Origin of the sequence: Candidatus Nitrosopumilus sediminis (assembly GCF_000299395.1) — an archaeon.
Classification (GTDB): Archaea; Thermoproteota; Nitrososphaeria; order Nitrososphaerales; family Nitrosopumilaceae; genus Nitrosopumilus; species Nitrosopumilus sediminis.
On sequence record NC_018656.1, the window covers coordinates 1442210 to 1456252 of the forward strand.

General features: G+C 36.2%; 8 protein-coding genes and 1 pseudogene. 1 reads left to right on the forward strand and 8 read right to left on the reverse strand.

Going from position 1 to position 14043, the window contains the following annotated elements:
• Nucleotides 1-15: 15 nt before the first annotated feature.
• From NSED_RS08610 to rfbC, 6 genes and pseudogenes are all read right to left on the reverse strand, one after another.
• Nucleotides 16-6858, reverse strand: coding sequence for a LamG-like jellyroll fold domain-containing protein (locus NSED_RS08610; protein WP_014965871.1), 6843 nt, complete (start codon nucleotides 6856-6858; stop codon nucleotides 16-18).
• A 118-nt stretch (nucleotides 6859-6976) separates the two neighbouring features.
• Nucleotides 6977-7273 (reverse strand): LbetaH domain-containing protein, encoded by a 297-nt coding sequence (locus NSED_RS11095; RefSeq protein WP_476695731.1) that lies wholly within the window; start codon nucleotides 7271-7273, stop codon nucleotides 6977-6979.
• 120 nt (nucleotides 7274-7393) lie between these two features.
• Nucleotides 7394-8046 (reverse strand): annotated as a pseudogene (locus NSED_RS11100) (sugar phosphate nucleotidyltransferase); the annotation flags it as partial.
• 36 nt (nucleotides 8047-8082) lie between these two features.
• Nucleotides 8083-8973 carry a dTDP-4-dehydrorhamnose reductase gene (gene rfbD, locus NSED_RS08620; protein WP_014965874.1) on the reverse strand — a complete coding sequence of 297 codons (891 nt, stop codon included), beginning with the start codon at nucleotides 8971-8973 and terminating at the stop codon, nucleotides 8083-8085.
• Nucleotides 8958-9953: a dTDP-glucose 4,6-dehydratase gene (gene rfbB, locus NSED_RS08625; RefSeq protein WP_014965875.1), complete on the reverse strand. Its 996-nt coding sequence runs from the start codon at nucleotides 9951-9953 to the stop codon at nucleotides 8958-8960. Before rfbB ends, rfbD begins: the two co-directional genes overlap by 16 nt.
• Before the next feature lie 30 nt (nucleotides 9954-9983).
• Nucleotides 9984-10547 carry a dTDP-4-dehydrorhamnose 3,5-epimerase gene (gene rfbC, locus NSED_RS08630; RefSeq protein ID WP_014965876.1) on the reverse strand — a complete coding sequence of 188 codons (564 nt, stop codon included), beginning with the start codon at nucleotides 10545-10547 and terminating at the stop codon, nucleotides 9984-9986.
• A gap of 135 nt (nucleotides 10548-10682) precedes the next feature.
• Here rfbC and wecB point away from each other — a divergent pair, with 135 nt between their 5' ends.
• Entirely contained in the window at nucleotides 10683-11756 is a 1074-nt protein-coding gene (gene wecB / locus NSED_RS08635; RefSeq protein WP_014965877.1) for a non-hydrolyzing UDP-N-acetylglucosamine 2-epimerase, read from the forward strand.
• A 28-nt stretch (nucleotides 11757-11784) separates the two neighbouring features.
• Here wecB and NSED_RS08640 read toward each other — a convergent pair whose 3' ends face one another.
• Nucleotides 11785-12741: a glycosyltransferase family 2 protein gene (locus tag NSED_RS08640; RefSeq protein WP_014965878.1), complete on the reverse strand. Its 957-nt coding sequence runs from the start codon at nucleotides 12739-12741 to the stop codon at nucleotides 11785-11787.
• Nucleotides 12742-12766: 25 nt separating this feature from the next.
• Nucleotides 12767-14008 carry a glycosyltransferase gene (locus NSED_RS08645; protein WP_014965879.1) on the reverse strand — a complete coding sequence of 414 codons (1242 nt, stop codon included), beginning with the start codon at nucleotides 14006-14008 and terminating at the stop codon, nucleotides 12767-12769.
• Between the last annotated feature and the right edge of the window lie 35 nt (nucleotides 14009-14043).

The window sequence follows — 14043 nt, forward strand, 5'->3', positions numbered from 1 at the left end:
AATCATAAAGTCTAGTTATTCTTTACCCTTGCCCTTTACTATGTTATCTATTGATTCAAATGAAATGGATACTAGTTCTCCGTTTACTCTAAAGAATATCGGATTTGATGAATCAATTAATGTGATGAACTCGGGATCTGCACCTGGGTTTGGTAGAACATATTTTATTCCAAATATACCTACTTCATCCTTGTCAGTATTCCAATTAAGATGATATTGTTGTGACGTCTCCTGGTATGTGAAAAATCCTAGATTTTCATATATTCCATCAGGGCAACCGTCAGCAGCAGTCAAACATCCTTCTTTAACAACAATTGCACTGATATTATCTGCAACAAACGAATCTGCTTCTATAGTGTTTTCATGTAGTGTGAATTTCAAAGGCAAGGTTGAACCTGCATTAATTTCATCAGAGCCATCTAGTTTTAGTGGTGGTATGATATCAGTAACAAGTGTGGCAAGAACTTGTTGTTTAAACAATTTTGATGTTAATTCACCACCATCAAACTGACCAGTAGGACCCTGTCTAAAATCAAAGTCTAAGTTACTCCATTCATCGTGTGCCTCAAATACAGTACCAGGACTTGCTTTACATCCAGATATGCCATAATCATTAAGATCATAGGAAGCAGATGTATCAGATACATCGATTACACCATCGCCATTCCAGTCAAGGGATGTTCCATCAGCAGGGCCTTTTAGGAATGTTTGCAAATCAGTTGATGGTGTTGCCCAAACAATATTTCCTGTTTGTGTCAGAGTTACTCCAGGAGTTAGAGTATTTTCATTTAATGTAACACCGCTTTCACTTGCAAAATCCAAATTCCAATCAGTTCCCTTGTATGTGGAGAATTGTCCTGTGTATCCCATTATGCTGTCTTGTATTGGAACACAGTTTTGAGCTGCAGTGTTTAGTGTAGTATTAGGATCAGATAAAAGATATCGTGGTCCGCCATGTTGTAGATTCAACATATGACCAATTTCATGCATTAGTGTGCCTGATTGTTCAGATTGACTACCAATACTACCTTCATGTCCAACAACTGAATCACTAAAACCATCACCTAGTGCAACAATTGCATCATTTCCTCTAAGTTCTGCTTGTCCTGAGGAACCACCTATACTATGAACAAACATTACATAACGATATGCCTGAGCTTTTGCATCTAATAGGGTAGTTGATGTCTTTGGACTACCAACACTTGTTTGAACATCAGTAATGAAGCTTGAAGATTTTAATGGAATTGTTATAGTTCCAATATCACCATCAGTTACAATTCCTGTAGTTGAATATGGAACAGTCACTGTTAACGAATGAACATTTGGTTCTAAAGTAATTGCAGTTGAAACTTTTGGTGTATCAAATGTAAGATCAGTTCCACTTACAGTAGCTACTCTAAATGGATCTTCAGAAAGTGTTGAAGGTTCAGCAGTGGTAACTTTGAGATTTAGAGTGAGTGTTCCTTCTGTAGAATCTGCGGGGCTAGTTGCACTATTTGGTGGAGTCGTTAACGTAATACCAGAGATTCTAACTATAGAGTTTAACAATGTATCAGTTTCAGTCAATGCAGATATTTGATCATCATCTAGTGCAAAGTCATAGATTCCAACATCATCCATGTCTCCAATTAATTTATTGCTTCCAGTCAAGCCACCAATCGTTAAAAGCTTCTTATGATCTGATACAGATGCAGTTTCCGATTTGGATTTGACTTGTACTAATTCATTATCAACGTATAGTTTTGCATTATCAGATGCTAGTGTGTTATCCCATGTTACAACATAATGATGCCATTCTCCGTCATCCTTGAATGCACCTGGTGAAGATACAAGAGATGTAACAAAGCCAGTACCGGCACCATTTGTCACCTGGAAATTAATTTTTCCGTCAGCTCTTGTAAATAAGGTCATACCTACAGCACTTTTGGAACCACCGTTGGATGTGTCAAAAAGTACTGGAGTGTTAGAAATATCACTTGACTTGATCCAAGCAGATATTGAGAATGGGGAATCACCATTTAGTAATTTCCATGTAGAAGATGTTCCTTGATTAATTACAGTTGATTTATCAAAACCAAAGGCATTTCCATCAATTCCATCAACAAATATCATAGAGCCAGATACATCACCATCATTTTCTCCAAATCCATCTTCAATCAATGATTCGTTTTCAAACAAGTATCCAGTGATTGGATCAGGTACCGCAGAATTAAATATGTTAACTAATTGATTACCATCTAAAGCATGATCATAAATTCTAAAGTCATCCATGTCTCCAATCAATTTATTGCTGCCAGTTAAACCACCAATCGTTAAGATTTTATTTTGAGATGATGATGATGGTGCCTCTAATGCGGTTCTTTGATCTTGTTGTATACCATCAACATATAATTTTGCATTGTTAGATGGTAATGAGTCATCAAAGGTTAATGCATAGTGGTGCCATTCTCCGTCATCCTTGAATGCACCTGGTGGAGATATTAATGAGAAAACAAAGCCAGTACCGGCACCATTTGTCACCTGGAAATTAATTTTTCCGTCAGCTCTTGTAAATAGTGTTACACCTACAGCACTTTTGGAACCACCGTTTGAAGTATCAAGAATTACTGGAGTATTAGAAATATCACTTGACTTGATCCAAAAAGTTAGTGAATAAGATGAACCGTCATGTAATTGTGGCCATGATGATATTGAACCCTGATTAATTATCGTTGAACCATCAAAATTAAATGCCCTTGCATCAATTCCTGGAACAAATGTTGTTGATCCAACTACATCATTATCATTATTGTTATTGCCAGAATGATCTAAAACATCACCATCAAATGATAATAATAGTTGTTGCGTACCAAAGTTTTGAGATTGAGTTCCGCCTAAAATAACACGCTCTGTTGAATCTCCAAAGAATCTAGATTTGATTGAATTAAAGTCATTTGTAAAGTCATTATCATCATCCTTCCAGACATTAAGAAGATCCTTGTGTGGAATTGTTTCATCTGTTGATGTTAATGAGGTGACAATTACATTTACCCCATTAGTCTCAAAGGCAGCAACTACTGCATCAATACTTGCTTTTAATGGCGTATGAGGCACCATACTATCAATTTCTAATAATAAATCGGGTGTTTCAGTGCTAGTGCCAGGAAGTGAGTAATAGTATGTAGCATCATTCACTTCATATGGAATTCCAGAGCCTGAACCTGATCCAGTAGATTCCCATTCGTCACATAATGCATCTTTGTCAGTATCAGTAGTACAACTTATAGATAAAATACCAATTCCGGCATCAGCAGTTATAGAAGTTACACCACCTCCAGAATTTGATGCTCCAGCATTAGAGCCTAATGTAACACTTTTTGTTGGAGATAGAAGAGATGCATCATAGTTTGCATCTCCATCAAAATCTGCAGTTACTTCAATAGTATAAGATTCTCCAGATCCCGTAGTTCCAATTGTATCATAGTTTCCTTCACCTAAGAAAAAGTCTTCATCTGAAGTATATACTCTAGAATCTTTGGCACCTAGATCATCATCAGAATCAAAAATGGATGTATCTGCACTATTGACAAGATCAATTTTTGAAATACCAATAGTACCTGTACCCGAAACACTTGTAATTTCTATTCTAGAAATACCGGAATTTCCTTCTAAAGTAAATTTACCGTCATTAAGATTTTGTCCATTTGCAATTGTGTTAAGTTGCATGCCTGGACCAGTCACAAGGAATTCAACTTCATTATTACCCATATCAGTCAAAGTCAATACAACAAAACGAGGATTCGAATCAAACATTAGTACGTCATCAGTATCAAGACGTAATATTTTATCCAAGGTTACTTCAAAGTTTCCGGAAATTTCAATTGGATGAGAAACAGAAATTGCAGTTTCATCGTCAATAATCACAGAAGCTTCTGGATTATTTTCAGGATTATTTGAAATTACTGGAGTTAATGTAAGTTGTTTATCACCCAAACCTTCTGGTGGATTTAATGAAGTGTCAAATAATGTACCTGTGACAGTAATAGAAGTTCCAGCTGGAACTGAAGCAATGTCATCTAGAGTTATTTCAGTACTATGAGATATTGTAGTGTAATCATCATTGATGGTTGATGCGCTTTCATAAAATTGAACTGTAGGTATATCCTCAAAGTCATCGACAAATAGTGCATCAATTGATAGAGTGACGCCAGATGGTGCAGTTAACAAATGAGTTCTGGCAGTTTCAGAGAATGTGCCATCCAATGCAACTAGTGAGAATGGGAATTCACCCTGGCCAGTATTGCCAAATGTTACTGTGGCACCTGGAATCACAGGGTTTGAGTCATAAAAAGTATCAACTACACTTCCAGATTTAGTGACTTCCAGTCCCCAAATTTGACCATCTGCAATATCAGGACTAGTCATAATAATTTGGGTTGGATGTTTTGTAATTGTTACATCTTGAGAGTCACTTGTTGCATATAGTGGATTCTCAACAAGTTCTGCAAAAATTGTTTGAATTGTAGTTGAGGTTTCTTTTGAAAATGCATGAGTTGCTTCCCATACAAATCCTGCATCTGGATCTGTTCCAGTAATTGGAACGATTACATCAATTGCATCAGTACCAAATGTTGCATTAACATGCTCTCCAGGTAAGAATCCATAAACAGTACCCGTAACTGTTAGGGATTCATCCCACTTTGGTGTGGTGTTTGTAATTTCATCTAAGAAAATTTCGGAAACAATAAAGTCATTTGAAGAAGAATCAGTATCGACATCAGCAGGATCGGTTGGATCTTCTGGTGAGATGTTACTTCCATCATCAGCAGTACATGTAACAGTTGTAATTCCTAAACCAAATGTTACTTGGACTAGGTTTTGTCCTCCTGCTACATCAAGATGAGTTACTGTGTCTTCATCTACACATGTTACAAGAGGCAGAGTGGTTCTTGGCAAATCAGATGCAGTTGCATTAAACTGGAAATTTCCTTGCTGTAATTCATCTGCTTCTACCCTATCAGCACCATGAATTTTAAATATAAGTACAGGTGGAGTAGTGTCTCTAACAATTACAGTTCTAGAATCCTGAGATGTGTTACCAGCTGGATCAATTGCGGTGTATGTTACTGTCAATGTAGCAGGAAATTCAGTGATAATGTCTACCGAGTCATCAGTAAGCGAAGTGACAATTCCTAAATTATCAGTAGCAGTAGCTCCTGCATCAGTATATGGAGTTCCTGCTTCATATGGATCATTTGGATCGACATTTACTGTAATTACTGGAGGTGTTGTATCTACATCAATATCAACTACATCCACAGTTGCAGTATTTCCTGCCAAGTCAGTTACTAGTGCTCCAAGGAATGTTTGATCAGGGTTATCATTTGTGAATAATTCATCTGCCTGACAGTCAAGAACACCAGATATTACATCTGAACAAGTAAATGTCACAGTTGGATTAGTCACATACCAATTATTACCTAAAACATCAGTAAGTCCATCAGGAGTTGGAATATTAGCTGTAATGGTTGGAGCAGTCAAATCAATGTTGATGTCATTAATGGTTGCATCAGCAGAGTTTCCTGCAAGGTCAGTAACTGTTCCTGTTGCAGATTGTGCTGCACCTTCAGTTGATAGTACATCATCAGCAAAGTCAGATGCTGCTGCATCGATTCCAGATAGGGCATCTGCTGCAGAATAAGTAACAGTTACTGTTGCATTGTTCCATCCGTTTGTATTAGCTTCACTGCCAGCTGCTCTTGCTGCTGTAATGGTTGGAGCAGTCAAATCAATGTTGATGTCATTAATGGTTGCATCAGCAGAGTTTCCTGCATTATCAACACATGTTCCTGTTGCAGATTGTCCTGCTCCTTCAGTTGATAGTACATCATAAGATAGATCAGATGCTGTTGCATTCACACCAGAATCATTATCAGTACAAGTGTAAGTAATAGTAATTGCTGCATTGTTCCATCCGTTTGCATTGGCTTCACTGCCAGCTGCTCTTGCTGCTGTAATGGTTGGAGGAGTTGTATCACCTAACGTAACAACAAAGGAATGAGTTGATGTATTATCAGATTCTTCAGACTCTACAACATCATTATTGTAATCAGCAGTTGCAGTATTGATATATCCTTGCGCTACACTCAATGTCAAAGTTCGTGTTGCAACAAATGATTCACCAGGAGTCAATGAAGGTACGGTGAATAATGTTGCAGGAGTGCCAGGTGTTTCTCCACCTATTTTAAACATCAAAGTTGATTCTGGTGATGTTCCTGTTCCGGTATTAGTAACAGTTGTAGTAAATGTCATAAGATCAGCTGTAGTAGGTTCTGCAGGAGAATGTGTCATAGCAGAGACTACAAGATTTGGATAAGTATCATATTCGACAACATATGAAAGAGAATGGTGGTTGTGATCATCATCTGATACATCGTTCCATTTTTTAGCACCAAAAGCGTTAAGTTCCGCATGATTTTCTGTCGTGCCACCGTTTGGTTCGCCAGCTAACCAATTAGTGTAAGAGAGAGGTTCTCCAGTTACCCACACAAATGTTCCTTCAAAGGATACATCTGTTAATCCAATATAAGCTCGATCACTGCCAACAAGTAGGTCAACACAGTCCTGTTCTGCTTGACTTGTTATGGTAACTAAATGTCCAGGTATTGAAATGGAATTAATTGTAAATGACAATGCTTGGGCTTCAGCATTTGCATTTGACCATGATTTGATCGTATTTGATATTGGTAAAAATTCATAATAATTACCAGTAGCAGCACATTGAGTTGGAGCAGCATAAGCAGTAGTAGCTGAAAATGTAAATAAAATTGCTATAGATAAAGTAACATACATAGTTAACTTACTTGTACTACCCACCATACTTGCATAATTTCATAATAGCGTATATTATAAACATGATCTTGTAATACGAAAAGATTACAGTGATCCGATCATCGGATCAAGAATTATAAAATTTTGAACAATTAGAAAATAATTTCTAAAGTTTCAGATGAGAACGTTCACCTAACAAAAATTCGTGTTTCTTTGGTGTGTCATTATCCTCAATTTCAGAACCATGTGCAATTATGCTTGATGTCAAATCGGCTTTAGAGTCAATTATACAATCAGACATTATGATAGAGTTTTCAACATTACAGTTTTTTAAAGTGCAGTTATCACCTACTGAGACATACGGTCCAATGCGTGCAGCAGGACCAATAGAGCAGTTTTGTCCAATAATCACAGGGCCAACAATCACAGAGTCACTTGAGATTTTTGTTCCCTTGCCAATCACGATATTGTCTTTGATTTCTGCATCTGAGTCAATTAGAAATTGATTCTCAGTTCCAATCGAGTCAAGTACTAGCTTGTTTGCATGAATAATATCCTCAGGTGTACCAGTATCTTTCCACCAACCAGTAACAGTATCATATTCGATCTTGTTTCCACCATCCATAAGTAGTTGCAGTGCTTCTGTGATCTCAAGTTCCCCTCTCCATGAGGGCTTGAGTCTGTCAATTATTTCAAAAATCTTGGGGGTAAGAAAGTAAATTCCAATTACTGCCAGATTTGATGGTGGGTCTTTTGGCTTTTCCATAATTTTTTTATTTTGCCTGGTTCACTGTCAAGTTCTGCAATACCAAACCTTTGAGGATCGTCTACCTCACATAATAAAATCATTGCATCAGTATCTGAATTTTTGAATTTTTTTGTATAATCAGTAAGATCTTTTCTTAATACATTATCGCCAAGATAAACAATGAATTTTTCATTTCCGATAAAGTCTTTGCACAATCTAATTGCATGTGAGATTCCTTTAGGTGCATCCTGGTAAATATAAGAAATCTTTACGCCAAGTTCTGAGCCATCCCCATAGTATTCCTTTACTTTTTCTGGATACACGTCACCAATAATAATTCCAATCTCTGTAACTCCTGCTTTTTTCAGATCCTCTAAGGCATATTGTGACATTGGTTTGTTGGCAATTGGCAGTAATTGTTTTGGTCCTGTATGAGTGAGCGGTCGTAATCTTGTGCCATGTCCCCCATGCAGAATAATTCCTTTCAATTTGTTAAATCACTGATTTGTGTAATATAAAACAGATCATAAATTAGAAAATAAAATATCTAGGCTTTGCTGAATTGTTTGGGGCTTTTCATTTAGTAGTTCTGATGCAAGTGAGACATCAAGTGATGAGTCCTTTGGCCTTTGCGCCTTCCAGCTCATCTCAGACATACTTGCAGGTTTTAGGTATTTTTTATCTAGGTTTAGCTTTTCTGCTATCATCTCAGCAAGATTGTATCTAGAGATAGATGATGCACCAGCTGTATGAAATATCCCAACAATTTGCTTTGTTGCTATCTCTATTAGCATTTTTGATAAATTTGGAACAAATGTAGGTGATGTTATTTGATCAACTAGTACTGGAATGTCTTTGTTTGATTCTAGACTTTCCTTTACCCAAATTGGGAATGATTTTTTTGTTTTATGCAATCCAAACGGCGTACTGGTTCTTGCTATTGCATATGGAGATGCAAGTTTGTTTAGTGTAAGCTCGCCGGCAAGTTTTGATTTTCCATAATATCCAAGCGGGTTTGGCGTATCAGATTCTTTTTTCATTCCCGTCTTGCCATCAAATACATAGTCAGTTGAGACATAAACAAAGAAAGCCTTTTGTTTTGCTGCCTGTCTTGCTAGAATTTCAGTTGCATCTGCATTTATCTTCATGGCAAGATCTGGTTGTTCTTCACATTGATCTACTCCAGTCATTGCGGCAAGATGAATAATAGAATCTGGGTTGATTTTTGTAATCGTATCAATTATTTCATTTTGATTAGTCAGATCTAGATTTACCAGAGTGCCATTGTCTGGTTTTGAGTTGTGATAACAGGAAAACACCTCATGGTTTAGTTCAGACAGATCCTTTACTATTTGAGATCCTACAAGTCCAGCAGATCCTGTTACGATAAATCTCATCTTCAAGACAGTGTCCAAGGTTGTGGATGAAGGGCTTTCTCATCAACTAATGGCTCCCACCAAGATTTGTTATCCAAGTACCAGTTTACAGTTTGCTCTAAGGCATCATCAAAATTATATTGTGAAGTCCATCCGATATCATTTTGAATTTTTGAGCAGTTAATCGAATAACGTTTGTCATGGCCTGGCCGGTCATTTACATACTCTATCAGGTCAGATGACTTGTCAAGAAGACCTAGAATCTTCTCAACTATCGTCTTGTTTGTGATTTCTTCATATGCAGTGATATTGTAAACCTGGCCTGATTTTCCCCTTGAGATTAGTTGCTCTATTGCACTTATATGATCATATACGTAAATCCAGCTTCGAATTTGCTTTCCGTCTCCATATAGTGGTACTTTGAGATCTTTTATTGAGCGAATAATTGTCTTTGGTATTAGTTTCTCAGGGAACTGGTAGGGGCCAAAGTTATTTGTGCACCTTGTTGTAATGCAGTCAATTCCATATGTTCTGTGATATGATGCTACCAGATTATCAGCTGATGCCTTTGTTGCAGCATAGGGATTGCTTGGATTAATAGGCGAATCCTCAGTAAACGATGATTGTCCCAGTGCATCGCCATAGACCTCATCAGTTGACACATGGATAAACTTCTTGTCATGTTTTCTAGTTGCCTCAAGGATTGAAAACGTTCCTAGAACATTTGTCTCAAGAAAGGGTTTAGGGTTTGCAATGCTTCTATCAACGTGTGATTCAGCTGCAAAATTTACAACAACATTTGATTCTTTTACAAGGTTGTCAATGACTGACTCGTTTCTAATATCATCTTTGATAAATAAGTAGTTCGGATTGTTTGCAACATCATTTAGATTTTCAAGGTTTGAGCCAATTACCAATAGATCAAGATTTGTTAATTTGGAATCAGTATTGTTCTTTAGAAAATTTCTGATGAATGCACTACCAATAAAGCCTGCACCACCACATACAAGAATTTTCATGCTTTAAAACTTGAAATTTCTTATTTAACTCTAGTGTGATTGATACGTAAAGTTATTGTCTGCATCTTTGAGTGATGATAACTGTGTGTCTTTCTGAGATAAAATTGGGTTTTCAATTGGCCAGGTAATTTTCAAGTCTGGATCATTCCATATTATTCCCTTTTCATGTTCTGGGGAATATTCATTATTTACCTTGTAAAGCACATCAGCTGTTTTGCTAATTACACAAAATCCATGTGCAAATCCTTCAGGTATGTAAAGGGACTTGTGATTGCTCTCCGATAGAATTTCACCAACCCATTTGCCATAAGTTGGGGAATCTTTGCGAATATCAACTGCAACATCAAAGATTTCTCCCCTTAATGCAGTTACCAGTTTGGATTGTGCCTTTGGGTTTTTTTGGTAGTGCAGTCCACGTAAAACTCCTTGGGATGAATGCGAGAAATTATCCTGTACGAATCTTGTGACAATTCCATTAGAAATGAAGCTTGATTCTTTAAAACTTTCTAGGAAAAAACCCCTATCATCAGGAAATGATTTTGCTTCTATAAGTACCACATCGGGTATGTTTAATCTCTTGAAAGTAAATGGCACAAATTTTCTGAATCAAAATGTGATAAATGTGTTTGAATGACTTTTTTTGATTTTACTAGAACAAAAGTTTCATCGTTATATTGACTATGAAAAGGGGAAGTTCTTAAAGGATAGTTATTTCTCGATATGTAGATTTTGAAAGTTGGAATAATACTTGGTACTCGCCCAGAAATTATTAAGATGGCACCAATTATTGGTGAGCTGCGGCGAAAAAAGATTCATCATTTTATCATTCATAGCGGTCAACACTATTCGTACAATTTGGACAAGGTTTTCTTTGAGCAGTTGTCATTGCCAAAACCCCATTACAAACTGGAAGTGGGATCTGCATCTTCAGGTGAACAGACTGCACTCATTATTTCACGAGCAGAAAAAATTCTGAAAAAAAATAGACCAGATATTGTATTGGTTCAAGGAGACACCAATACTGTATTGGGTGGAGCAATTGCTGCAAAAAAGTTGCACATTCCGGTGGGTCATGTAGAGGCAGGCCTTAGAAGTTATGATGAATCTATGCCAGAAGAATTGAACAGAAGGCTAACAGATCACTGTAGTGACTTTTTGTTTGTACCAACAAAAAAAGCTCAAAGCATACTCTTAGGCGAGGGCATTCCAAAAAAGAAAATATTCCTAACAGGAAATACAATTGTTGATTCTGTAAAACATAATTTAAAAGAGATTACTAACTTTGATAAATTAAATCTAATTCCAAAAGAATTCTTTTTGGTATCATTGCACAGACAAGAGAATGTAGATAATCCAAAACGATTCAAAAGTATTGTGGAGGGGTTAAAAAAGATAAAAAAAGAATACAACATGCCAATAATTTTTCCCATACATCCTCGCTCAAAGAAAATGGCAAAAAAATTGAAAGTTGATTTTAAAGAAATCAATGTAATCGAACCTGTCAATTACTTGCAGTTTTTACATTTGCAAAAAAATTCCAGACTGGTGTTAACTGATTCTGGTGGAGTTCAAGAGGAATCATGCATTCTAAAAATACCATGTGTCACTCTGCGAGACAATACTGAAAGACCAGAGACGCTTAAGGTAGGATCAAACCTACTTGCAGGCTCCAATCCAGATAATATTTTGTTGTGTACAAAAAAGATGCTCAGACAGAAAAGGAATTGGAAAAATCCTTTTGGAGATGGCAAGTCAGCAGCAAAAATTGTTAAAATCATACAAGACAGTGTAAGGTGTGAATAATTTGTTGCAAATAACAAGTGTTCTAATTTTATTTTGTCTTAACTGATCTCAATGGTAGATTTTTGTTATATGACTGGACTGTTCCATTTTTTGCTAAGATAGATAGGTGTTTTCTTCTTGCACGTAACGTATTTTTGAAATTTGACAAATTCCACATTATTGCCCTGAGTCTTGTCTTAGTTCTTGAAAAGTTTCTGTTTTTGATATCTCTAAAAATGATAAAAAATGTCTCTCCCAAGAAGATGAAGAGAAATGATATTGCATATAATGAATCAAAATTTTTGAGCGCAAAACGTATCCTGCTTCTCTCCATATAGTAGACTTTGTTTTCAGAGTTTGAGAGTGGAGATACGGCATGCCATACGATAGCACTTGGTATATACATCAAATCATAACCTGCTCTAATCATTCTAGCACACAAGTCAGTTTCCTCAAAATACAAAAAATAGTCTTTGTCCATCAATCCAATCTTATCTAACACATCACGTCTTACCAGCATTGCAGCTCCACTAAGATAATCAACTTTTGATACTGGTTCATCATCGTGAAAATTTGTAGGATTTGCAGATAGATGATCTATCTTTGACCATGTGCAAAACACAGCATCCTTTCCATATTTGTCTCCAAGATAGTACATCTTGCCTGTAACAGCTGCAATGTTTGGCTTGTCTTGGACTACATTTACCAATATATGTAGCCAGTCCTTCTCAGCTACTGCATCAGGATTGAAAAGCGCAACAATTTTCCCAGATGAATTTTTTATTCCAATGTTGTTTCCTTCTGCAAATCCTACGTTTTCTGTGTTTTGGATTATCTTTACTTGCGGATAGTTTTTCTTTACAAAATCAACTGAATCATCAGATGATGCGTTATCGACAAGAATTATTTCTTGATCTGTAAAAGATTGGGATAATAAAGAATCGATACAGCCTTTGAGATAATTTTTTGCATTCCAGTTTACTATGATTATTGATACAAATGGCATTTCTCATATTTTGGAAAGCCATGCTTTAATTGTGATGGTCCATATCAAAGGGTTCTAGTTTTGCGTATAATTTTTCAAATCTGTTATACCAGGTATTCTTTGAGGCAAATTCCATGCGCTTTTTTTGCAGATCTGGATTGTTTTCGTTTACTGCTTTTTTGATGTTCTCAAAATAGTCTTCTTTTGTTGTAGATATATAACATAATTTTGACATTGGGTATAGTTCTGGCATGTCAGTTGCCACTACAGGCTTGCCTGCTGCCATGTATTCGTAGATTTTGATTGGATGTGTGGCATGAATTAGTGGGGTTTTGCGGAACGGGATCAAACAGACATCAAAGCTGTGCAGATACTTTGGAAGCTCAGAATAAGGTCTTTCTCCTAAGAAATGGACATTTTTGAATTCCTTTAGCTTTCTGATGTCAGAACCAAATGTATGACCAATCATTACAAACGTATAGTCAGGGCATTTTGTTGCGACATATTCTAAGAGTTCTGTATCAAACCAATCAGCAATTGACCCAAAATAACCAATAATTGGTTTTTTGAATTTGGATATAATTGATGAGTCTGGATTTTTGTTGAAGTGATCAAACTCACATGCATTGGGTAAGAATATGTAATTGTTTGTAAACTTCATTGCTTTTTGCATCAAATATGATGATGAAACAGTTATCAAATCAGAGTTTGAAAACAAAATTTCTTCTTCTTTAATTCGCTCATCAATCACATTATCAAAAGCTACAAAATCATCAAGGCAATCAAAGATTATTTTGAAATCATAATTCTTTTTTATCGCAATAGACATATCTGCCCAAAATGGAAACTGCACATGTTGTATTGCATCAATGTTTAGATCATTTTTGAATTTGTCAAAAGATTCAAGAATTGCATCGACATGTTTAGGTTTTAGAACATCTTTGTATATGTCAAAGAATTCAGGGGAATTTAGTTCTACCTGATAGATATTTTCTTGTATTTGTTTAATCTCGTATGAATTTTGTAGGGTTCTTAAATTCACGGTAAAATAAAACACTCTATGTCCTGCTTTGGCAAATCTAGACATAAGGTGTTGTGGTCGTTGGTATCTAAAATCCCAGTTAATTATCGGAAAGCATAGTATATCTTTTTTTTCCAGTTTATGAGGAGTTGCCTTTGCAACTGCATGTTCTAAATCGTTATCAGATTGATATTGGGTAGTTGATCTGAGAAATTTTTTTGGACGAAGTGGTAGTATTTTACCGATTGTTTTGTCGTATTTGTGCAAAGCACGAAATACAAAGCTTTGGTGAATTTCTGTGA

Bases quoted from the DNA above. Each gene is read 5' to 3' on its own strand.
- NSED_RS08640 (WP_014965878.1), bottom strand. From the start codon at position 12,741: ATGCCATTTGTATCAATAATCATAGTAAACTGGAATGCAAAAAATTAT.
- NSED_RS08610 (WP_014965871.1), bottom strand. From the start codon at position 6,858: ATGGTGGGTAGTACAAGTAAGTTAACTATGTATGTTACTTTATCTATA.
- rfbB (WP_014965875.1), bottom strand. From the start codon at position 9,953: ATGAAAATTCTTGTATGTGGTGGTGCAGGCTTTATTGGTAGTGCATTC.